At 56.7% G+C, this 21,417-nt stretch carries 21 protein-coding genes; 5 read left to right on the top strand and 16 right to left on the bottom strand.

Translation table 11 applies throughout. The features are described 5' to 3' along the window. Positions 1–72 precede the first annotated feature (72 nt). Both D0544_RS06120 and D0544_RS06115 read left to right on the top strand, forming a co-directional pair. Entirely contained in the window at positions 73–657 is a 585-nt protein-coding gene (locus tag D0544_RS06120) for a PilZ domain-containing protein (RefSeq protein ID WP_125015105.1), read from the top strand. Then, positions 654–941 (top strand): hypothetical protein, encoded by a 288-nt coding sequence (locus D0544_RS06115; protein WP_125015104.1) that lies wholly within the window; start codon positions 654–656, stop codon positions 939–941. Before D0544_RS06120 ends, D0544_RS06115 begins: the two co-directional genes overlap by 4 nt. A 55-nt stretch (positions 942–996) precedes the next feature. Here D0544_RS06115 and sthA read toward each other — a convergent pair whose 3' ends face one another. The 10 genes from sthA to D0544_RS06065 all read right to left on the bottom strand — a co-directional run bounded on the left by sthA (position 997) and on the right by D0544_RS06065 (position 11,613). After that, positions 997–2,391, bottom strand: coding sequence for a Si-specific NAD(P)(+) transhydrogenase (sthA, locus tag D0544_RS06110; protein ID WP_125015103.1), 1,395 nt, complete (start codon positions 2,389–2,391; stop codon positions 997–999). Positions 2,392–2,476: 85 nt separating this feature from the next. Beyond that, positions 2,477–2,713 (bottom strand): (Na+)-NQR maturation NqrM, encoded by a 237-nt coding sequence (nqrM, locus tag D0544_RS06105; protein WP_125015102.1) that lies wholly within the window; start codon positions 2,711–2,713, stop codon positions 2,477–2,479. Between the two features lie 11 nt (positions 2,714–2,724). Next, entirely contained in the window at positions 2,725–3,726 is a 1,002-nt protein-coding gene (locus D0544_RS06100; protein WP_207905777.1) for an FAD:protein FMN transferase, read from the bottom strand. A 91-nt stretch (positions 3,727–3,817) separates the two neighbouring features. Next, entirely contained in the window at positions 3,818–5,050 is a 1,233-nt protein-coding gene (gene nqrF, locus D0544_RS06095; protein WP_207905776.1) for an NADH:ubiquinone reductase (Na(+)-transporting) subunit F, read from the bottom strand. 15 nt (positions 5,051–5,065) lie between these two features. Next, positions 5,066–5,677, bottom strand: coding sequence for an NADH:ubiquinone reductase (Na(+)-transporting) subunit E (gene nqrE / locus D0544_RS06090; RefSeq protein WP_207905775.1), 612 nt, complete (start codon positions 5,675–5,677; stop codon positions 5,066–5,068). Between the two features lie 2 nt (positions 5,678–5,679). Then, positions 5,680–6,348 carry an NADH:ubiquinone reductase (Na(+)-transporting) subunit D gene (locus D0544_RS06085; RefSeq protein ID WP_125015100.1) on the bottom strand — a complete coding sequence of 223 codons (669 nt, stop codon included), beginning with the start codon at positions 6,346–6,348 and terminating at the stop codon, positions 5,680–5,682. Position 6,349: 1 nt separating this feature from the next. Continuing rightward, positions 6,350–7,126, bottom strand: a complete 777-nt coding sequence (locus D0544_RS06080; RefSeq protein WP_125015099.1) for a Na(+)-translocating NADH-quinone reductase subunit C — start codon at positions 7,124–7,126, stop codon at positions 6,350–6,352. Next, complete coding sequence (locus D0544_RS06075; RefSeq protein WP_125015098.1) at positions 7,116–8,327, bottom strand: NADH:ubiquinone reductase (Na(+)-transporting) subunit B; 1,212 nt, start codon at positions 8,325–8,327, stop codon at positions 7,116–7,118. The genes D0544_RS06080 and D0544_RS06075 overlap by 11 nt, the downstream gene beginning before the upstream one ends. Before the next feature lie 3 nt (positions 8,328–8,330). Beyond that, a complete protein-coding gene (locus D0544_RS06070; protein WP_125015097.1) occupies positions 8,331–9,662 on the bottom strand; it encodes a Na(+)-translocating NADH-quinone reductase subunit A in 1,332 nt (443 codons plus the stop codon). Positions 9,663–10,158: 496 nt separating this feature from the next. Next, a complete protein-coding gene (locus D0544_RS06065) occupies positions 10,159–11,613 on the bottom strand; it encodes a glyceraldehyde-3-phosphate dehydrogenase (protein ID WP_243647251.1) in 1,455 nt (484 codons plus the stop codon). 227 nt (positions 11,614–11,840) lie between these two features. Here D0544_RS06065 and mfd point away from each other — a divergent pair, with 227 nt between their 5' ends. Both mfd and D0544_RS06055 read left to right on the top strand, forming a co-directional pair. Continuing rightward, positions 11,841–15,299: a transcription-repair coupling factor gene (mfd, locus tag D0544_RS06060; protein ID WP_125015095.1), complete on the top strand. Its 3,459-nt coding sequence runs from the start codon at positions 11,841–11,843 to the stop codon at positions 15,297–15,299. Next, the gene (locus D0544_RS06055; RefSeq protein WP_125015094.1) at positions 15,296–16,231 is read left to right on the top strand and encodes a CsiV family protein; all 936 of its coding nucleotides are present in this window, start codon (positions 15,296–15,298) and stop codon (positions 16,229–16,231) included. Before mfd ends, D0544_RS06055 begins: the two co-directional genes overlap by 4 nt. 17 nt (positions 16,232–16,248) lie before the next feature. On the opposite strand, the gene D0544_RS06050 is transcribed toward D0544_RS06055, so the two are convergent. The 5 genes from D0544_RS06050 to D0544_RS06030 form a co-directional block, all read right to left on the bottom strand. Beyond that, a complete protein-coding gene (locus D0544_RS06050) occupies positions 16,249–16,992 on the bottom strand; it encodes an S-methyl-5'-thioinosine phosphorylase (RefSeq protein WP_125015093.1) in 744 nt (247 codons plus the stop codon). Positions 16,993–16,994: 2 nt separating this feature from the next. Further along, complete coding sequence (locus tag D0544_RS06045) at positions 16,995–18,104, bottom strand: mechanosensitive ion channel family protein (protein WP_125015092.1); 1,110 nt, start codon at positions 18,102–18,104, stop codon at positions 16,995–16,997. Next, a complete protein-coding gene (nagZ, locus tag D0544_RS06040; protein ID WP_125015091.1) occupies positions 18,097–19,095 on the bottom strand; it encodes a beta-N-acetylhexosaminidase in 999 nt (332 codons plus the stop codon). The genes D0544_RS06045 and nagZ overlap by 8 nt, the downstream gene beginning before the upstream one ends. Before the next feature lie 42 nt (positions 19,096–19,137). Further along, a complete protein-coding gene (locus tag D0544_RS06035) occupies positions 19,138–19,617 on the bottom strand; it encodes a L,D-transpeptidase (protein ID WP_125015090.1) in 480 nt (159 codons plus the stop codon). Positions 19,618–19,680: 63 nt separating this feature from the next. After that, positions 19,681–20,310, bottom strand: a complete 630-nt coding sequence (locus tag D0544_RS06030; protein WP_125015089.1) for a TetR/AcrR family transcriptional regulator — start codon at positions 20,308–20,310, stop codon at positions 19,681–19,683. 184 nt (positions 20,311–20,494) lie between these two features. Here D0544_RS06030 and lexA point away from each other — a divergent pair, with 184 nt between their 5' ends. Further along, entirely contained in the window at positions 20,495–21,094 is a 600-nt protein-coding gene (gene lexA / locus D0544_RS06025; RefSeq protein WP_125015088.1) for a transcriptional repressor LexA, read from the top strand. 77 nt (positions 21,095–21,171) lie between these two features. Here the strand turns inward: lexA and D0544_RS06020 are convergent, their stop codons facing one another. Next, the gene (locus tag D0544_RS06020; RefSeq protein WP_125015087.1) at positions 21,172–21,402 is read right to left on the bottom strand and encodes a hypothetical protein; all 231 of its coding nucleotides are present in this window, start codon (positions 21,400–21,402) and stop codon (positions 21,172–21,174) included. Positions 21,403–21,417: the final 15 nt, after the last annotated feature.

The following is a 21,417-nucleotide window of genomic DNA, read 5'->3' as shown; positions in this document are numbered from 1 at the left end:
CCTTTCATTTGAAAGGCTAAAATATTAAAGTAAGTTGGTATGTTTGCCTAGGTTAGGCGGAGGAAACAGAGAGTGGATCAGGATGAGAGGCGCAATTTTTTCCGCATTACCGATAAGGTGGCATTGGAGTATCAGCTGATTGATCTCCCGCTTCACCCGAAGGAGAGTGGGTTCCCCTATCAGCACACCGGCGAAGCCTTCTCGCTCGCCAGCGAAATCCAGTCAATTGAAACCGAGTCCCAGCATATTCTTCGTGCCATCCACGAGGACAACCGACTGGTATCGCAGTACCTGAAAAGCATTGATAAGCGGATTCAGCTGTTAAGCCGTATGGTCTCAGCTATCAGTTTTAACAGTACCAATCCGGAGTTGGTAGAGGCCGACCTCAGCGAGGGGGGAATCTCCATCATCACGGACACCTCCTTCGCTCCTAGCCAATACCTGGCCATGAAGCTTACCCTTTTCCCCTCCTACGCGGGCATTATGGCCACGGGCCGCGTTCTCGAAAGTATCGCGCAGGATGGAGGCTATCGACACAGTATTATATTCGAAGAGATAACCGAGCCTGACCGGCAGTTACTGGCCAGGCACATCATTCAGTACCAGGCACTCTTGAGGCGCCACCATGTCACTCAAGCCGAACAGGATCAAAAATGAAAAAAACTCTATTATTGACCGCCCTTTTGGCATCAACCCCCATGGTGCTTGCCGAGCAGATTCGGGTGGATATTGGCCAACAAAGCCCGGAACTCGCTGATATGGCTCGCCCCCAGGCGGGTGAAACCATGCAGGCCGTTGAACAGGCCTATGGCGCTCCCCAAAGCCAAAGCACAGTCGGCTCGCCCCCCATTACCACCTGGCGTTACGAAAACTTCAGCGTCTACTTTGAAGGTGATCGAGTGTTGCACAGCGTTTTGCACAAAAAGGCTCGTTCGAACTAACTGGTGCTATAAAAAAGGCCGCTTCCGCGGCCTTTTTTTCACACATGTTTACCCTCTAGAAAAGGCGGTTGAGTCCATCCAGGGCGGCTACCCGATAGGTCTCTGCCATCGTCGGGTAGTTGAAAGTGGTATTCACGAAATAGCGCAGGGTGTTGCCCTCCCCCGGCTGGTTCATGATGGCTTGCCCGATATGGATAATCTCTGAGGCCTGATCCCCAAAGCAGTGAATGCCGAGGATCTCCAGCGTCTCAACGTGGAAAAGGATTTTCAACATGCCCACCGGCTCGTTGGAGATTTGTGCCCTTGCCATGGCGCTGAAGTAAGCCCGCCCTACCTCATAGGGAATCTTGGCATCGGTGAGCTCCTTTTCGGTTTTACCCAAAGAGCTGATTTCAGGAATCGTATAGATACCGGTGGGCACATCATCAACAAACCGCCACTCATCTTCGCTGCTGGCGTTGCCCGACGCAGAGCGACCCTGGTCAAAGGCAGCGCTTGCCAGGCTTGGCCAGCCGATGACATCACCGGCCGCATAGACCGACTCGACCTTGGTTCTGTAGTTCTGGTCCACCTCAAGCTGGCCGCGAGAGTTGGCTTCAAGGCCGATGTTTTCAAGCCCCAGCCCCTGGGTATTACCGGAGCGGCCATTGGCCCATAGCAAGGCATCCCCTTTGACCTTCTTGCCCGAACGCAGGTGCATCACCACGCCGTCATCAAAGGCCTCCACTTTGCTGTACTCTTCGTCGTGGCGCACCATTACACCAATATTACGAAGGTGGTAGCTCAGTGCATCGGAGATCTCTGTATCGAGGAATGAGAGCAGCTTATCGCGGGTGTCGATGAGGTCAACCTTGACCCCGAGGCCGCTGAAAATAGAGGCGTACTCACAGCCAATGACCCCGGCCCCATAGATTATCAGTCGGCGGGGAGTGTGCTTGAGCTTAAGAATAGTATCGCTGTCGTAGATACGGCTGTGGTTAAAGTCGATATCAGCGGGTCGGTAAGGATGAGACCCGGTAGCAATCACCACTTTTTCGGTGTGCAGCCGCTCGACACTGCCGTTGCGCTCGATCACTTCGATGGTATTGGCATCGACGAAACTGCCGCGCCCGAAATAGATGTCAACCCGATTACGGGCATAGTAGCTGGTGCGTGATTTGACCTGCTTTCCGATCACCTTCTCGGCGCTGCGCAAGACGTTGGGGAAGCTGAACCAACGGGGTTCACCAATCTCCCGGAACATGGGGTTGGTGTTGAAGGTGATGATCTGCTTGACCGAGTTACGCAAGGCCTTCGAGGGGATAGTGCCCAGATGGGTACAGTTGCCCCCCAACATAGGAGCCATCTCTATTACTGCCACCCGCTTGCCAAGCTTGACTGCATTGATTGCAGCCCCCTCACCCGCTGGCCCTGACCCCAATACCACTACGTCGTAATTCTTAACACCCATCCGGGAACTCCCTGATCACCTAGTCGAACCTGTTCGTGTCAGCGCTGCGTGAGCACCGACCCTGTTATTTTTCGTACAGTGTTGCTTATTTTGCTGCGTCGTAGAATTTGCCTTTATCTTCGCTGCCAGCAGATTCGGAGCTCACCTGCTCCTCTTCACATTTATTGGGGTCACCACCACAGATCTCGCAGGTGGATTCGATTCCGACCGCCCCCAGGCCTCCACAAGAGCCTTTGATCGGTTTGTTGGCGAAGATTACTCCCAGCGCCATGGCCGTTACTATGACCAGTAAGGCGACAAACGTAAGTACAAAAATCATCATAATCAGTTACCTCATTCGGGTTTACTCAGCACATACGGCTGAAAGCCCGGTGTGCTGGTATAGCGAAACTCGTCGCCCGCTTTCTCGATAAAGAGTGCAGAGATCTTTTCCCTGAGTGCGACCTCCATACCCTCTATTGGACCCAGCGCCATGAACATAGTTGCCAAACCGTCGGCCAGCGCTGTTGAGTCATCCACGACGGTGACGGAGACCAGCTTGTGGTCGATGGGGTAGCCACTGCGGGGGTCGATGGTATGCGAATAGCGCTTACCGTCCACTTCGAAGTAGTTGCGGTAGTCCCCTGAGGTCGCTATCCCCTTGTTATCGGCGCTGATCACAAGGGTCGCCTCACGCTCGCCCATCGAGGGCTTTTCCACGCCGATGCGCCAGCTGACCTTACCGGGCTTGGTCCCTTTCATGCGCACCTCCCCTCCTACCTCGACCAGGTAGTTCTGGATACCCAGGGCCTCGATCTCGGCCGCTACCCGATCAACCCCATACCCTTTGGCTATGGAGGAGAGATCAACGAACAGCTCGCGCTGTTTGGTCAGGGTAACACCGTCACTGCCCACTTCCAGGTACTGGTAGCCTATGCGTGCCCTAGCCTGCTCGATCTCGCTCTCGCTGGGCTCTTTGGTTGGTCGCTTATCGGGGCCAAACCCCCAGAGGTTCACCAGGGGCCCGACGGTGACGTCGTAAGCACCCGAGCTGATGCGTGACAGGTAATGGCTGATCTGGACCAGCTCGACGAGGTCCGCAGAGACGACGGCCTGGCCGCCAGCAGGCAGGCGGTTAAACCGCATCAGATCGGAGTCCTCTCGGTAGGTCGACATACGCCGGTTGACATCGTCCAGCGCTTGTTCAGCCGCCGCCTGCAGCTCGCTCGCCTGGACAGGCTGATCGGCAACGTATTTAACCTGGTAGGTGGTCCCCATGGTATGGCCATCGAAGGCACGTACCTCAGGGGCCTCCTCAAATGAGCAGCCCGCGATAGCCAGCTGTGCGAAGAGCACAACCGCTACAGCGGGCCGAAAAAGCCCCCCGATGAGATGTCGGGGGGCCTTGATCAGCGGCTTAGCCGCTGATCCATTACCCTGAGCGGAACTAGCCACCAAAGTCATCAAGCAGAATGTTTTCGGGCTCAACACCCAGATCTTCAAGCATCTTGATAACGGCAGCGTTCATCATGGGCGGTCCACACATGTAGAACTCACAATCTTCGGGAGCCGGGTGGTCCTTCAGATAGTTCTCGAGCAGCACGTTGTGGATGAAGCCGGTATAACCTTCCCAGTTATCTTCCGGCTGCGGGTCAGACAGAGCCACGTTGAAGGAGAAGTTCGGGTTCTCTTTGGCCAGCCCCTCGAACTCATCCGAGTAGAACATCTCACGCAGGCTACGGGCACCGTACCAGAAGGACATCTTACGGTCGGTCTTGATCCGCTTGAGCTGATCGAAGATGTGTGAACGCATGGGAGCCATACCGGCACCACCACCTACAAACACCATCTCGTTGTCGGTTTCCTTGGCGAAGAACTCACCAAAAGGTCCGTACACGGTGATCTTGTCACCCGGCTTGAGGCTAAAGACGTAAGAGGACATCTTTCCGGCAGGGAAGTCCGTACCGGGAGGCGGTGAAGCGATCCGGATATTGAACTTGACGATACCCTTCTCCTCCGGATAGTTCGCCATGGAGTACGCGCGGATGGTGTCTTCCGTCACCTTGGACTTGTACTGCCAGATATTGAACTTATCCCAGTCGGGGTGGTACTCCTTCTCGATATCGAAGTCCTTGTAATCCACCTCATGGGGGGGACATTCGAGCTGCACGTAACCTCCGGCGCGGAAGTCAACGTTCTCGCCCTCGGGAAGCTCCAGAACCAGCTCCTTGATAAAGGTCGCCACGTTGTGGTTGGAGCGCACGGTGCACTCCCACTTCTTGACGCCAAATACGTCCTCTTCGACCTCGATCTTCATATCCTGCTTGACCGGAACCTGGCAGGAGAGTCGCCAGCCTTCGGCCGCTTCACGCTTGGTGAAGTGGGACTCCTCGGTGGGTAGCATGGAGCCACCCCCTTCGAAGACCTTGCACTTGCACTGAGCACAGGTTCCGCCGCCACCACAGGCGGAAGAGAGGAAGATGCCTTCACCGGCAAGACTCTGTAGCAGCTTGCCGCCACCGGCAGTTTTGATCGTTTTTTCCGGATCATCGTTAATTTCGATGGTCACGTCTCCAGCAGAGACCAGCTTGGAGCGGGCTACCAGAATCACCGCCACCAGTGATAACACCACGACGGTAAACATGACCACGCCAAGTATGATTACACCCATTTCAGACATAGTTCGTTACCCGCATTAGAGTTGGATGCCAGAGAAGGACATGAAGCCAAGTGACATAAGGCCAACGGTCAGGAAGGTAATTCCCAGACCGCGCATACCGTGAGGAATGTCACTGTACTTCAACTTCTCGCGAATACCCGCCAGTGAAGCGATTGCAAGTGCCCAGCCGATACCTGCACCCATGCCATACACGGTGCTTTCAGCCAGGTTGTAATCACGCTCCACCATGAACAGGGAACCGGCCATGATGGCGCAGTTCACGGTGATCAGGGGCAGGAACACACCCAGTGCGTTGTAAAGCGCAGGTACGTATTTATCCAGCACCATCTCGAGGATCTGTACCAGGGCGGCGATAACGCCGATGTAACTGAGCAATCCCAGGAAGCTCAGGTCAACATCGGGCAGCCCCGCCCAGGCCAAAGCACCATCTTTGAGCAGGTAGGTGTAGATCAGGTTGTTGACTGGAACGGTGATGGTCAGGACCACAACCACCGCCACACCCAGGCCGATAGCGGTCTGGATCTTCTTGGAGATCGCCAGGAAGGTACACATCCCCAGGAAGAAGGCCAGAGCCATGTTTTCGATAAAGATCGCCTTAACGAACAGGCTTAAGTAATACTCCAGCATGATTACGCAGCCTCCGTCGCTTTACTATTGGGTGCAATCGTGAAGTCCGGGCTCTCAACCTGGTCGGTTTTCCAGGTGCGCAGTGCCCAGATCAGCAGTGCAATGATGAAGAACGCACTGGGCGGCAGCAGCAGCATGCCGTTGGGTACGTACCAGCCGCCGTCGTTGACGGTCGGCAGGATCGCAACACCGAACAGCTTGCCGGCGCCGAACAGCTCACGAATGAAGGCCATTGCCAGCAGGACGATACTGTAGCCAAGACCGTTACCGATACCATCGATGAAACTGATGAACGGCGGGTTCTTCATGGCGAAGGCTTCCGCACGACCCATAACGATGCAGTTGGTGATGATCAGGCCGACAAATACCGACAGCTGCTTACTGATTTCGTAAGCAAACGCCTTAAGGGTCTGGTCAACCACGATTACCAGCGAAGCAATGATGGTCATCTGGCAGATAATGCGGATGCTGTTGGGCATCTGCGAGCGGATGATCGATACGAACAGGTTTGAAAAACCGGTTACAGCGATCACCGCCAGACACATAACAATAGTAACCTGCAGACTACTGGTAACCGCCAGTGCCGAACAGATACCCAAAATCTGGAGACCGATCGGATTGTTGGCAAATACCGGGTTCAGCAGAACCTCTTTTACTGATGGAGTGGACATATCAAGCCTCCCCTGCTCTTAGGTTGGCGAGGAAGGGACCGAAGCCACTCTCTCCCAGCCAGAATTTAACCAGATTCTCAACACCGCGGGTTGTAAGGGTAGCCCCGGCCAGACCATCGATCTGATGATCGTAGTTCGGGCTGTTGCGGTCGGCACCGGTTTTCGGAAACTCAAGCTTTACACTGAAGTTTTCATCAAAAACCTTCTTGCCAGGCCAGATACCCGTCCAGCGGGGGTTATCGACTTCACCACCCAGACCGGGAGTTTCCCCCTGATCGTAGAAGCCGAAGCCCACCACGGTCTTGGTGTCCCCTTCCAGCGCCAGGAAGCCGTACATGGTGGACCAGAGTCCATAGCCGTGGACGGGCAGAATCACCTTCTCAACCTGACCATCCTTCTCCACCAGGTAAACAGTGGCGAAATCGGCACGACGCTTGATGCTGGCAATATCCTCAGCCCCGGAAAGCGGCTGTGACATACTGGGGTTCTTGGCGGCAGAGCGCTGGTCGTAGTTCGCTGCAGAAACCTCATCGGTAAACTTGCCGCTACGCAGGTCCACTACCTTTTGGGTAACGGTCTGGAAGGTTTCGCTGACCGCTTTGGGCTCAAACGGGATGGCGGCGATCTTGAGAATCGACTCCTGCTTGGCCAACAGCTTGTTCTTCTCCTGAAGCGGCTTCAGGAATACCGCCGCCCCGGCTACCACCACTGCGCACACCAGGCACAGCAGCACGGTAACCGTAATCGTTTTCTGAATTGTGTCGTTATTAGCTGACATTCGTACGAGCCTCCCGACGTTTGATGTTAGCCTGAACCACGAAGTGGTCGATCAGCGGTGCAAACAGGTTCGCGAACAGAATCGCCAGCATCATGCCTTCAGGGAAGGCAGGGTTCACAACACGAATCAACACCACCATGACCCCGATAAGCGCACCAAAGTAGAGCTTTCCGGTATTGGTCATTGACGCCGATACGGGATCGGTTGCCATGAAGTACATACCAAAGGCAAAACCACCCAACACCAGGTGCCAATGCCACGGCAGGGCGAACAGCGGGTTGCTCTCGGAACCGATGAGATTAAACAGCAGGGAGGTGGCGATCATGCCGATCATCACACCCGCAACGATCCGCCAGGAGGCGATCCCCATCACCATCAACACCACACCACCCAGGGTCAGTGCAATGAAGGAGGTTTCACCAATGGATCCCTGGATGCTACCGACAGCGGCATCCCACCAGGTAATACCGTTGGCAAGGATCTGCTCAACCCCGCCACTGGCAGCCAGGCTCAGGGCGGTCGCGCCACTAAAGCCATCCACGGCGGTCCAGACGGCATCACCGGAGATTTCGGCAGGATAGGCAAAGAACAGGAAGGCACGACCCGCCAACGCAGGGTTCATGAAGTTCTTACCGGTACCGCCAAACACCTCTTTGGCGATAACCACGCCAAAGGTGATGCCCAGAGCCGCCTGCCACAGAGGCAAAGTCGGTGGAACGATCAGCGCAAACAGGATGGAGGTAACAAAGAAACCTTCGTTCACTTCGTGACCGCGTACCATGGCAAACAGTACCTCCCAGATACCACCGATGATAAAGACGGTCATATAGATAGGTAGGAAGTAAGCCGCACCGTGAATCAGGTTATCCCAGATGCTGGTCGGGTCGTAGGTAGCGAACAGGGAGATCAGCGCACCGCGCCACCCTTCTGCTTCGGCAACACCCAGTGCCTGCATGGCCCCGTTGGCTTGCAGGCCAACGTTGTACATGCCGTAAAACATCGCAGGGAATACGCAGAACCAGACGGTGATCATGACCCGCTTGAGGTCAATCCCGTCGCGCACATGCGCACTGTTTTTGGTGACAGCGGAGGGAGAGTAAAAGATGGTGTCCGCAGCCTCATAGAGGGCGTACCACTTCTCATACTTACCACCTTTTTCAAAATTCGGCTCGATCTTATCGAGAAACGCTCGTAAGCCCATTGATCAGCCCTCGATAAATATGCGGTTAAGGTTGTCACGCAGAATGGGGCCGTACTCGTACTTACCCACACACACGTATGTGCACAATGCCAGGTCCTCTTCATCCAACTCCAGGCAACCCAGCTTCTGCGCAATTTCGGTATCACCGACAATCAACGCGCGGAGCAGCTGGGTAGGCAGGATGTCGAGGGGCATCACTTTCTCGTAGTTCCCAATCGGTACCATGGCACGTTCGCTACCATTGGTATTGGTGTTGAACGGCAGGTTCAGGGAACTGGCGAACTTGGAGAGGTAGATCCCCATCACCGAGTGCTTCTTGGCACCGGGAGAGAGCCAGCCGAACAGTTCGCGGTGGTTGCCCTCGAGGAGAACCGATACCTGGTTGTGGTAACGGCCAAGGAACGCCAGACCGCCACGTGCGGTGCGGCCACCGAAAACAGAGCCGGAAATAACGCGATTTTTTCCCGTCAACTGCTCGCCTTCAGTCAGCTGCTCAAGGGAAGCACCGATGCGGGTACGAACCAGACGGGGGTTACTGGCCTGGGGACCCGCCAGCGCCACCACTCGGTCGGTAAACAGTGTACCGCTGGTAAAGAGCTTGGCGATGGCGATCACATCCTGGTAGCCGATGGTCCAGACCATCTTGGAGGTCCCTACCGGATCCAGGTGGTGGATGTGGGTGCCTGCCAGACCGGCAGGATGGGGGCCTGAAAACTCTTCGACCTGTGCGGGACCAGCCGGGATGTTGGCACCGGGGGCTTTACACAGGTAAACCGTTGGTGCGAGACGAGACAGCAGGGTCAATCCCTGGGAGAACGCTTCGGCGTGCTCGGCGATCACCACCTGGGGGTCAGCGGCCAGGGGGTGTGTGTCCATAGCCGTGACAAAGATGGAGTTGGGACGGCTGCCCGGCTCCGGAGTCCGGGAATAGGGACGGGTGCGCAGGGCGCTCCAGAGACCTGAATCAATCAGGTTCTGCTCGACCTGCTCGCTGCTCAGTCCAGCCAGTTCATCAGCGCTGTAGCTGGCGAAGGTTTCTGCCTCTTCACCCTCAACGTCAATGACAACCGACAGCAGCACTCGCTTCTCACCACGATTGACCGCCGATACCACTCCGGCCGCCGGCGCAGTGTAGTGAACACCGGGAGTTTTCTTGTCTGAGAAAAGTACTTGACCTAGTTTGACACGATCACCGACTGCAACGGCCATGCTTGGCTTCATACCCACATAGTCAGGACCCAGCACTGCAACACGACTGACCGCGTTACCCTGCTCGATACTCTGCTTGGGAGCACCCGCTATCGGTAGATCCAGGCCCCGTTTGATATTGATCATACGTCTCGCCTATTTCTGGTTAAAATTCGAAAGGCCAGCTCGACCGGTATGCGTATACAGAACGCCAATACAGGCCTCTCCTGTATAGGAAGGACCCGAAATAGAGGAGGACGGCAATTAAGGAAAAAGCCAGAACTCTTTAGCGTTGCATCGTTGTTATTGCAACCAGCGAGCACAAACCCCGCACTAAAAACGCGAGAATTATAATGATCGACGGCCTTTTTTGCTACATACCTTGCTGAATTTATGCGTTTTTTAGACCTTTGTGTAAGACCGAAACACGTGCAAAAACCCGCATTTACCCCCCTCTTTGCCCGCCCGGCAGTCTACTAGGCGGATATTGCTCTGCAGCATGGCAATCGCTCAGGAACTATGCCTGCGAAGTACTGTAGATGCAGAAAAAAAACTACGACAGCTTCGCTTCTCACATTTTTTTGGTCCAGGGGCTGGGCATAAAAAAACCCGCCGAAGCGGGTTTTTTGGGGTGGCTCAAAAATCAGGCCTTGGGAAAGGCCGGATAGTTGACCCCAGCCAGGTGCTGAAGAATACGGTTTACCTGGCAGCTGTAGCCAAACTCATTGTCGTACCAGACGTAGAGTACACAGCGATTGCCGTTTACGATGGTAGCCTCGGCATCAACGATGCCCGCGTAGCGGGAGCCTACAAAGTCACTGGACACCACCTCGGGAGATTTCACGTAGTCGATCTGCTTCTGCAGGTCGGAGTAGAGTGAGGTGTGGCGCAGGAAGTCGTTGAGCGACTCCACATCAGTGCTCTTGCCCAGGTTAAGATTCAGGATCGCCATGGAGACGTTGGGGGTGGGTACGCGGATCGCATTACCGGTCAACTTGCCCGCCAGCTCGGGGAGCGCCTTGGCAACCGCCTTGGCCGCACCGGTCTCGGTGATGACCATGTTGAGAGCGGCGCCACGACCACGACGATCACCCTTGTGGTAGTTATCGATCAGGTTCTGGTCGTTGGTGTAGGCATGAACCGTCTCAACGTGGCCAGACTCAACCCCATACTCGTCATTGATCGCCTTGAGTACCGGCGTGATGGCATTGGTGGTGCAAGAAGCGGCTGAGAGGATGGTGTCGTCTTCGCTGATCAGGCTGTCATTGACGCCATAGACGATGTTTTTAATATCACCTTTGCCCGGTGCGGTCAGGATCACCTTGGCCACCCCTTTGGACTTCAGGTGCTGGCCGAGGCCCGCCTCATCACGCCACACGCCGGTGTTATCCACCACGATCGCATCCTTGATACCGTACTGGGTGTAATCGATGGAGTCAGGGGAGTTGGCGTAGATCACCTTGATCGGGTTACCGTTGGCGATGATGTATTCGTTCTCGTGATCAATGGTCAGGGTGCCCTGGAAGGAGCCGTGGATGGAGTCGCGGCGAAGCAGGCTGGCACGCTTGGCCAGGTCGTCCGCGGCATTACCCCTGCGCACAACAATGGCGCGCAGGTTGATCCCGTCACCGCCGCCGGCGCGCTCGATCATGATGCGGGCCATCAGGCGCCCGATTCGGCCAAAACCGTAGAGAATCACATCCTGGCCACCGGCATTCACGCCGTTGCCCTTCTGGTCGATGATATCGGCCAGCTCGGTACGCAGGAACTCCTCGACGGAGCGCCCTTCACCCTGGGTCTTGTATTTGATCGCCAGCTTGCCGAGGTCAATACGGGCAGGCCCCAGGTTCATTTCGCTGAGCGCCTTGAGGATGGGGTAGCTATCCTCAACGGTAAGGCCACGACTCTCGATCTGGCGCACAAAACGGTGTGCCTTGATGATATCGATTACCGAACGGTTGATAATCGCGCGAGCGTAGATAGAGGTCACTACGTTGTAATCGCGGTACAGTTTGCCGATGAGGGGAATCATCGCCTCGGCGATGGCTTCACGGGCTTTCCACTTATCAAAACTTCCGCTGATTGTTTCCTGAGTCACGGGTACACCCCTTGCTAGCTGATGACGGTAAAAAAGGGCGCCCATTATCTAGCCAAGCGTCCATCAACGCAACCGTCATTTAGGCCTATATAAGGGTAATTTCTAGGATTTTCGCGACCAATACCTAGGGCTGTGCAAGCGGTTGCCTGTGCACTGATTTCGCGTCTATTAACTGGTACTATGCGTTCCCCGTTTTTAACGCCCTCCGTAACCCGGTATTCCTGAATATGGCCAGCCTATTACCCTCCCCTCTGCCCACCCCCGCCAAAGCCCCGGAAAAGCGCTACTGGGGAGAGTTGCACGGTGCCGCCCTGGGGCTGACGATCGCTACCGCCATCGCACAAAAGCCAGGCCTGGTACTGGTGGTCACTCCGGACTCATCGAGCGTTGAGCGACTGGAGCAACAGCTGGGGTTTTTCCTGAAGGGCAGCCAGGAGGCGGAAATTTTGCCCTTTCCCGACTGGGAAACCCTGCCCTACGACCATTTCTCCCCCCACCAGGACATCATCTCCCAGCGCCTGCTGACACTCTACCAGTTGCCAAGGGTGACCACCGGAGTGATGATCGTTTCGGTGACTACCCTGATGCACCGCCTTCCTCCAGTGGATTACCTGGTGGGCAACAGTCTGGTACTCAGCGAGGGGGAGCGGCTCGACCTTGAAGCGCGTCGCCGTGAGTTGGAGTATGCCGGTTACCGCTGTGTCGATACGGTTTATGAACACGGTGAGTTTGCAATTCGTGGCTCTATCCTCGACATCTTTCCCATGGGTAGCCAGTGCCCCTACCGAATTGACCTGTTTGATGATGAGATCGACAGCCTGCGCACCTTTGATCCCGAAACCCAGCGTTCGATCGACCGCGTAGACAGCATCAAGCTCCTCCCCGCCAAGGAGTTTCCTCTCTCCCGGTCCGCTATCCGGCAGTTCAAGGACGCCTGGCATGAACACTTCGATGTGGATCACCGGGACTGCTCGCTCTTTATGGACGTCAACCAGGGCATCAGCCCGGCGGGAGTGGAGTACTACCTGCCGCTCTTTTTCGAGCAGTGCGCCACCCTCTTTGACTACCTGCCCAAAGAGACCCTATTCGTCGGTTTGGAGGGGGTGGATGCGCAACTCCATCAGTTCCTGAGTGAAGTCGCCGAGCGCTACGAGAGCCGCCGCTATGATCGGCAGCGTCCACTACTGCCCCCCCATAAGGTGTTTCTGACCGAGGAGGAGTACCACCGTCACACCAAGCAGTACCTGCGAATAATGTCGACACAGGGGCCGAGTGAGTCCCGCGCAGGTGCACATGATTTCGGCTTTTTTCCACCTCCAGACCTGACCGCTGACCCTCATCAGGAGGCGCCTCTGCAACGCTTGCAGGCTTTCTTGCAGGAAACCCCCGCCCGGGTCCTGTTTTGCAGCGAGTCAGCGGGGCGCAGGGAGCAACTTCTTGAGCTGCTCAACCGGGCCGCCATCAAGCCGGCACCCAGTGACAGTTTTCAAGCCTTCTGTGCCAGCGATCAACGCTTTGGTATGACAGTAGCCCCCATCGAAGGTGGGTTCTTCCACGCCCAGACGGGTATCTTACTGCTGACCGAGGGTGAGCTGTTTGGGCAGCGGGTAATGCAGCGCAGGCGCCGTGACAAGCAGCAGCAGGACCAGTCCGACCTCATGGTACGTAACCTCACCGAGTTGCAGATCGGCGCACCCGTAGTGCACCTCGATCACGGTGTCGGCCGCTACCAGGGCTTGCAGACCATCGAAATTGATGGCCAGGCCGCCGAGTTCCTGACCCTGCTCTACGCCAATGAGGCCAAGCTCTATGTGCCGGTTTCCTCACTGCACCTGATCAGCCGCTACAGCGGCGCTGAAGAGGGCCTGGCCCCCCTGCATAAGCTGGGCAGCGACCACTGGGGAAAAGCAAAGCGCAAAGCTGCCGAAAAGGCCCGCGATGCTGCTGCTGAGCTGCTGGATATCTATGCACGCCGCGCGGCCCGGGAAGGGTTCCGTTTTGCACCGCCGGATACCAGCTACCGCATGTTCGCCGCCGACTTTCCCTTCGAGGAGACCCCCGACCAGCAATCTGCCATCGCCGCGGTGATCGAGGACATGGCGAGCAAAAAACCGATGGATCGCCTGGTGTGCGGCGATGTGGGCTTCGGTAAAACCGAGGTGGCCATGCGGGCCGCTTTCCTGGCTGTACAGAGCAACCGCCAGGTCGCCATTCTGGTACCCACCACCCTCCTTGCCCAGCAGCACTATGAGAGCTTCCGCGACCGTTTTGCCGACTGGCCAGTCAATGTGGAGGTGATGTCCCGCTTCAAGAGCGCCAAGCAGGTAGCGGAGATTCAGCAGAAGATCAGTGAAGGTAAGGTGGATATCCTGATCGGCACCCATAAGCTGCTGCAGGGCGACGTCCACTTCAAGCAGTTGGGCCTGCTGATCATCGACGAGGAGCACCGCTTCGGAGTGCGCCAGAAGGAGCGTCTCAAGGCGCTGCGAGCCGAGATTGACATCCTGACCCTGACCGCCACCCCGATTCCTCGCACCCTGAACATGGCCATGGCCAGCCTGCGGGACCTATCGATCATCGCTACCCCCCCTGCCCGCCGCCTGTCGGTCAATACCTTTGTCCGTCAGCAGGATTCCTCATTGGTCAAAGAGGCGATCCTGCGGGAGCTGTTGCGTGGCGGGCAGGTCTATTACCTGCATAATGAGGTCAAGAGCATCGAGCGGGTCACCCGTGAGCTCTCCGAACTGGTTCCCGAGGCGCGGATCGGTATTGGCCACGGACAGATGCGCGAGCGCGAACTCGAACAGGTGATGTCGGACTTCTATCACAAGCGCTTCAATGTGCTGGTGTGCACCACCATCATCGAGACCGGTATCGACGTTCCCAGTGCCAACACCATCATCATCGACCGGGCCGACAAGTTTGGGCTGGCCCAGCTGCACCAGCTGCGGGGTCGCGTGGGACGTTCACATCACCAGGCTTACGCTTATCTGCTGACCCCCTCCCCCAAGGCCCTGACCAAGGACGCCCAGAAACGCCTCGAGGCGATCTCACTGGCATCGGACCTGGGTGCTGGCTTTACCCTGGCCACCCACGACCTCGAGATCCGGGGCGCCGGAGAGCTGCTGGGTGACGACCAGAGCGGCCAGATTGAGACCGTCGGCTTCACCCTCTATATGGAGATGCTCGATCGGGCGATCACCTCAATACGCAACGGGGAGACGCCGGACACCAACCTCGAACCCGAGCAGGGCCCCGAGATCAACCTGCGTGTCCCGGCCCTGATTCCTGACGATTACGTGACGGATATTCATAGCCGCCTGATTCTCTATAAACGCATCGCCAGTGCGACCGATAGTGACGCCCTCCGGGAGTTGCAGGTAGAGATGATCGACCGCTTCGGGTTACTGCCTGACCCGGCCAAGTACCTGTTCCGCCTGACCGAGCTGAAACTCAAGGCGGGTGTCTGGGGGATCCGTAAAATCGAAGCCTCAGCCTCCGCTGGACGAATCGAGTTCACCAGCCAACCCCGGGTGGATCCCTTGACCATTGTGAAACTGGTCCAGTCACAGCCCCAGAAATATCGCCTTGAAGGGGCGACTGTGCTGAAATACAACCTGGATATGGATGGCTATGAACAACGCTTTCAACAAACCGAACAACTACTGGGCCTGCTGACCGCATGATGACTCGCTTTACTCTCAAGCCCGCCCTTTTGGCGGCCGCGCTGTTTTATTTCAGCCCTAACGGTGTTTCCGCCAATGAGGCGCCTGAGGAACGCTGGTTTCAGGTGGAGATGATCGTTTTTGAACACATCGACCCCAACAGCGATGAAATCTGGAGTGAAGAGTACCAAGCAGGCGAGGAGAACAGTCTCGCAGCGGAGTCCCCGTTTGAGGAGGATCTCTACCCGCACCGGGAGCAACCAATGGAGCTATCCCCCCCTGTGGCTGCCGGGGAAGAAGCTGCCCCCCTGGTCGAACTCCTGCTGGCTGATGGCAGCCCCCTGCTGCCCCCGCTCAACCGCGAGGAAGAAACTGGGAAAAAAAACCAGGCGCCGGACAAACCATTGATGCTTCTGCCTTCGGATCAATTTACCCTGACGACCCAGCGTGAAAGACTCGACAAGAGTGAGGCCTACCGGGTGCTGTTTCACCAAGCCTGGCGTCAACCCCTGGTTGAGTCCTCCAGTGCCCCCTGGATCCGTATCGAGGGTGGAGATTATTACGGCGCTAGCCCGACCCTGGCCGGTTCAGTCAGCTTTTCACTGAAACGCTACCTGCATATCCGCACACGCTTGAGCCTGACGGAGTTTGAACCCTTCCAGAGCCTCACCACCGAGATACCCGATGACTACGTCAGCAATGCGGAAGAGCAGATACTGGCCATGCCTGATTCTGCGTCGACCTCTCAAGCGCGTGGGTATGAGCCACTGCGGCGTTTCGACCTGACCCAAAGCCGCCGGATGCGTAGTTCAGAACTGCACTATCTGGACTCACCGGTGATGGGCGTGCTGGTGAGGCTTATCCCCTTTGAGCAGCCTTCTATCGAAGCGAGTGCGCCCGCCAGTGAGATAAGCACCCTGGCACCCCCCGGGAATGACCTGCCAGTACAGTAAGGCACCCCCTCTGTGGATCAGGCTTCGCCTCTGGCCAGGGCCTCACGCACCAGGGAGAGTACGTTTATCATCCCGGTATTGATCACCCGATGGATCTCCTCCATCGTGATCAACGCCTCGCTGCGCCCCGCCGCCCAATTAACCACCAGGGCCAGGGTGGCGTACTCCAGATCCAGCTCCCTTGCCAGTGCCGCCTCCGGCATGGCAGTCATGCCAATGATATCCACCCCGTCACGCTCAAGCCGATTCACTTCGGCCGCGCTCTCAAGGCGCGGCCCCTGGGTGCAGCCGTAGACTCCCCCCACCTGTAGCTCGACGGAGCAGGCGTCGGCTGCGGCAACCAGTTGCTGCCTCAAGCGCTCACTGTAGGGGTAACTGAAGTCCACATGCACCACCTCCTCCAGCTGATCGGCAAAGAAGGTATGCTCTCGCCCCCAGGTGTAATCAATGATCTGGTCGGGGAGTACCAGGGCCTCTGGCCCCATCCGGGGGTGAATCCCCCCCACCGCATTAATCGCAATAATTGAGTCAGCACCCTCGTCCTTAAGGGCCTGCAGGTTGGCTCGGTAATTGACCCTGTGCGGGGGGATGCGATGGGGGATGCCGTGGCGCGCGAGAAAGATCACCTCAACGCCATTGAGCACTCCTTTCACCAGGGGGGCGGAGGGGGTTCCCCAGCGGGTGGTAACCACCCGCTCCTCGCGTTGCTCCAGCCCCTCAAGCTGGTAAAACCCGGAACCACCAATAACGGCTACTCCCATCTTTAGCTCTCCCCCTCTTGCTTCTCAAGAAACGACTGTACTGCCGGAAGATGCAGCGTGCTGGTCGGAAACGCTATCTCGGCCCCATGCTGATCGATGATCGCCAGGATCCCCAGCAACACCTCCTGCTTGACCTCGTGAAACCGTACCCAGTTGGTGGTGCGGGTAAAGGCGTAGACAAAAAAATCAAGGGAGGATGGGCCAAAACTATTGAAGTTGACGATCAGGGTCTGGTCGGCGTCGATCTCCGGATGCTGCTGGAGATAGCTTTTGACCGCGCCTACGATAGGTTCCACCTGTTTGGCATCATCGTAGCGAAGACCAATGGTCTCATAGATACGCCGATGGCTCATGCGCGAGGGGTTTTCCACGGCGATATTGGAAAAGGTTGAATTGGGGACGTAAAGCGGGCGCTTATCGAAGGTTCGGATTCTTGTCTGACGCCAACCAATCACCTCGACGGTTCCCTCAATCTCCTTATCGGGTGAACGGATCCAGTCCCCAACCTTAAAAGGGCGATCCAGATAAACGGTCAGCCCGCCAAAGAAATTGGCCAAGAGATCCTTAGCGGCAAAGCCAACGGCGATTCCGCCGATCCCGCCAAAGGCAAGAACCCCCGAAACACTGTAGCCAAGGGTCTGTAAGGCGACCAGGCTGGCGGTGATGATAATCGAGGCCCGTAGCAGCTTGCTGATAGCCTGAAGGGTGGTTTCATCCAGCGAGGTTTTGCTCGCTTCGACCTCCCCCCCCATGATCGATTCACCTGCACGCACCAGGCGTACCAAAAACCAGGCCAAAAGCCAGATCACCATCACATCGCGCACAGGCCCAACGGCATCGAACAGGTGTACATCAGAGCTCTGGTGAGCAATCTCGATGGCCCAACTGAACCCCACCACCCAGATCAGCAGTACCAGGGGACGCTGGGCAGCGGCGACCAGCGCATCGTCCCAGCGGTTACTTGAGCGTTCAGCCTGCTTGTGAAGTTGGCGCAGCAGTAATGAAGCAAGGTAGGCCACCACCAACGTCAGGGAGACTACCGCAAACACTTCGTAGGTCCAGGAGTCGAGTTGCCCCAACAGCGCGTGCAGATCGGACAGCTGCTCACTCATGGGCACACTCCTCCAGCTCGGCCAGGCGCTGGGCGGTGCGCTGCTGGCGAGACCGGTCCTGAAGGGGGCCAATGCGCCCCTTTAGCCGTGACAGGCGCGGGCTCAAGGTCAGGTCTGCTTGTTCGAGGTAGCCAAGCACTTCCCGGGCCCCCTCGGGATTATTGCAGACCAATACCATATCGCAGCCGGCACTGAGGGCCGACTGGGCGCGCTCACTGAAGCCACCGGCAACACTGGCCCCCTCCATGGAAAGGTCGTCACTGAAGATCACCCCCTCAAAGCCAAGCTCACCCCTCAGTACCTGCTGCAGCCAATAGGGGGAAAAACCGGCCGGCAATGGATCCACTTGTTCATAGATGACATGGGCCGGCATCACCGCGTCCAGACCCTGGCGGGCAAGCTGGGCGAAGGGGACAAGGTCCTGGCGGCGAATACTGTCGAGCGCTCTCGTATCGGTCGGTATGGCGATATGGGAGTCGGCCGTGACCCAACCATGCCCCGGGAAATGCTTGCCTGTGGCGGGCATCCCCGCTTCGTGCATCCCCTCAATGAGTGCTCCGGCCAGCACCGCCACCCGCACCGGATCTGCGGAAAAGGCGCGATCGCCAATCACATCGCTGCGCTTGAAATCCAGATCCAGAACCGGCGTAAAGCTGAAATCCACGCCGCAAGCAAGCAGCTCAGTCGCCAGTAGCCACCCGGTGTCTTTAAGCAGGTCGAGGGTCTCCTCGGGAGCCACGTTATAAAGCGCTTCAAAGCTCGCCATGGGCGGAAGCCGGGTAAAACCCTCGCGAAAGCGCTGTACCCGGCCACCTTCGTGGTCGACGGCGATCAGCAACGCAGGATTAGCTTGTCGGATCTGGCCGGTCAGTTGGGTTAACTGCTCTCGGCTCGCGAAATTGCGCGTGAAGAGAATGACCCCTCCACACTGTGGATGGGCCAACAAGGCTCGCTCCTGCGGGCTGAGTTCGCAGCCAGCAAGGTCCAGCATGAGGGGTCCAGGATCCTGTCTCAACCCACTACCTCCTAATGATCAGCGGTCTGAAATAATTACTTTTTCCCCGGTATGCACACGCCCAAAGAGGGTCAGTAGATCCGGGTTATGCATGCGAATACAGCCGTGGGATGCGGGGATGCCCATGGGCTCGGTGTCCGGTGTGCCGTGAATATAGATATAACGTGCCATGGAATCTACCGATCCGAGTCGATTAAAGCCGGGCTCTTCGCCACAAAGCCAGAGAATGCGGGTCAGTATCCAGTCTCGCCGGGGATACCTTAGGGCCAGCGCCGGCGTGTAGATTTCGCCCGTAGGTCGGCGGCCCACAAACACTGCGTTTTCTGGTGCCCCCTCCCCAATCAGTGCGCGTATACGATGCACCCCAAGTGGGGTCTGCTCGCTCCCTTTGCATTGGCCTGCTCCTTTGCTTGCGGTGGATATCGCAGCGACAAAGGGTGGGTAGCCATTTCGCTCATGGCGAAGTTGCTGTTGTGCAATCGAGATATATACGGTCAAAGTACCCCCTTGTGTGAGTGCTAGGGTACTGAAAAAGCTGCGCCAGTAAAACCGGGCTTTGAGCTAGTGTCGAAGCCCTGATGCGAGAAAGGGAACCATTCGATAAAGAATGGTAGCCACCGAGGGTTTCTCATTATAGTCACGCTCGGAGATCGCCTGCATGGCACTGAAGCCAGACATGGTAAACGCAAGGCTTCCCAGCATAAAGTTAACGCGCCAGTAGAGCTCGGCAGGGGTAAGGTTCGGGGTGGAGGCGGTTAGCAGCCTCATGTAGCGATTGAACACGCCCGAATAGGTTTCACGCATATAACGGCGCAGATGCCCTTGTGACTGGGAGAAAGCCAAGCCCAGTAGCCGCATAAAGACGGACAGATCGTTTTCGGAACGAGACTCTACCCGCAGCAGGGTATCGACCAGTAGCTTCAGGTGCTCCTCAACATTAGCGGAATCCAGGCTGCCCTGCTGCTCAACCCGCTCAAGCTCGGCATCCAGCAAAGCACAGAAGGGGTCCAGAAAACGGGCGAAGACCGCTTGAATGAGCGCCTTTTTAGAGCCGAAATGGTAATTGACTGCAGCCAGGTTGACTCCTGCCTGACCGGTTATGGTTCGAAGGGATGTTTCGGAAAAACCTTTTTCTGCGAACAGCTGCTCTGCTGCATCCAAGATTCGAACTACGGTTTTGGATTGAGCCATCGTTGTTATTCTTGCATCTATGTTTGTGTACGGTCGTTTCAAACATACGTTTGCATTCCCGCAATGTCAATCATTACAGGACCTTAGCGCCCCAAAACCAGAAGCGTGCAGTGTGTGCGTTTGCGACAGGGGATAAACTGTATATAATGACAGTTACTGTATAAATTCACAGAAAGGTAGGTCCATGCAAAAACTGACGGCACGACAGGCTGAGATTCTGGCATTCATCAAGTCCTACCTGGAGGATAGCGGTTTCCCCCCTACCCGAGCAGAGATCGCGAAAGAGCTGGGTTTCAAGTCACCCAATGCCGCCGAAGAGCACCTCAAAGCCCTGGCGCGCAAACAGGCCATTGAAATTATACCGGGAGCCTCCCGCGGTATTCGAATCCCGGACACCCGTGAGCAGGAGGGGTTACCTATTGTGGGCCAGGTGGCCGCCGGAAGCCCTATTCTGGCCATCGAACATATCGAGGAGCACTGCCCGGTTAAGCCCGACTTCTTCAGCCCCAGCGCGGATTACCTGCTGCGGGTGCGGGGTGAAAGCATGCGAGATATTGGCATCATGGATGGCGACCTGCTCGCCGTTCACAAAACCCAGAACGTTCGAAACGGGCAGATTGTGGTTGCCCGGGTAGAGGATGAGGTGACGGTAAAGCGGTTCCACAAAACCCGGAACCGGGTCACCCTGTTCCCGGAAAACGAAGAGTTTGCACCGATCGAGATCGACCTGTCCCAGGATCACTTCGAGATTGAGGGGTTAAGTGTTGGTGTGATCCGGCGTTAGCCGCAGATCGTCATAGAGAAAAGAGATAAGGTCCCTGATGGTTTAGCGCCACCAGGGTCAAGGGGCTCAATAGGCCATCAATGGACGGTACGGGGGGCTTCCATTGCAGAGGGATTTTCTGCCATGCTTCCGACTACCGCAATGCCAGCATTGATCATCGCCTTGGCCACTTCGACATGCCCCTCTTGCAGGAACAGCTTGGCCTCCTCGGAGAAGTCAATCGTCACCAGCGGCTCTTCATCGTCGGAGCGCTGAAGTACGATCTCACCGGTGGGGAGTTCAACAATTTCCAAATAAGATGCGGGCATGATCACGACTCTCGC

Source organism: Aestuariirhabdus litorea, assembly GCF_003864255.1.
Taxonomy (GTDB): domain Bacteria; phylum Pseudomonadota; class Gammaproteobacteria; order Pseudomonadales; family Aestuariirhabdaceae; genus Aestuariirhabdus; species Aestuariirhabdus litorea.
This window is presented reverse-complemented; position numbering and strand designations above follow the sequence as displayed.

Coding starts and splice junctions, on each gene's coding strand:
- D0544_RS06115 (WP_125015104.1), top strand. CDS start 654: ATGAAAAAAACTCTATTATTGACCGCCCTTTTGGCATCAACCCCCATG.
- sthA (WP_125015103.1), bottom strand. CDS start 2,391: ATGGGTGTTAAGAATTACGACGTAGTGGTATTGGGGTCAGGGCCAGCG.
- nqrM (WP_125015102.1), bottom strand. CDS start 2,713: ATGATGATTTTTGTACTTACGTTTGTCGCCTTACTGGTCATAGTAACG.
- nqrF (WP_207905776.1), bottom strand. CDS start 5,050: ATGTCTGAAATGGGTGTAATCATACTTGGCGTGGTCATGTTTACCGTC.
- nqrE (WP_207905775.1), bottom strand. CDS start 5,677: ATGCTGGAGTATTACTTAAGCCTGTTCGTTAAGGCGATCTTTATCGAA.
- D0544_RS06085 (WP_125015100.1), bottom strand. CDS start 6,348: ATGTCCACTCCATCAGTAAAAGAGGTTCTGCTGAACCCGGTATTTGCC.
- D0544_RS06080 (WP_125015099.1), bottom strand. CDS start 7,126: ATGTCAGCTAATAACGACACAATTCAGAAAACGATTACGGTTACCGTG.
- D0544_RS06075 (WP_125015098.1), bottom strand. CDS start 8,327: ATGGGCTTACGAGCGTTTCTCGATAAGATCGAGCCGAATTTTGAAAAA.
- D0544_RS06070 (WP_125015097.1), bottom strand. CDS start 9,662: ATGATCAATATCAAACGGGGCCTGGATCTACCGATAGCGGGTGCTCCC.
- mfd (WP_125015095.1), top strand. CDS start 11,841: ATGGCCAGCCTATTACCCTCCCCTCTGCCCACCCCCGCCAAAGCCCCG.
- D0544_RS06055 (WP_125015094.1), top strand. CDS start 15,296: ATGATGACTCGCTTTACTCTCAAGCCCGCCCTTTTGGCGGCCGCGCTG.
- D0544_RS06050 (WP_125015093.1), bottom strand. CDS start 16,992: ATGGGAGTAGCCGTTATTGGTGGTTCCGGGTTTTACCAGCTTGAGGGG.
- D0544_RS06045 (WP_125015092.1), bottom strand. CDS start 18,104: ATGAGTGAGCAGCTGTCCGATCTGCACGCGCTGTTGGGGCAACTCGAC.
- nagZ (WP_125015091.1), bottom strand. CDS start 19,095: ATGCTGGACCTTGCTGGCTGCGAACTCAGCCCGCAGGAGCGAGCCTTG.
- D0544_RS06030 (WP_125015089.1), bottom strand. CDS start 20,310: ATGGCTCAATCCAAAACCGTAGTTCGAATCTTGGATGCAGCAGAGCAG.
- lexA (WP_125015088.1), top strand. CDS start 20,495: ATGCAAAAACTGACGGCACGACAGGCTGAGATTCTGGCATTCATCAAG.
- D0544_RS06020 (WP_125015087.1), bottom strand. CDS start 21,402: ATGCCCGCATCTTATTTGGAAATTGTTGAACTCCCCACCGGTGAGATC.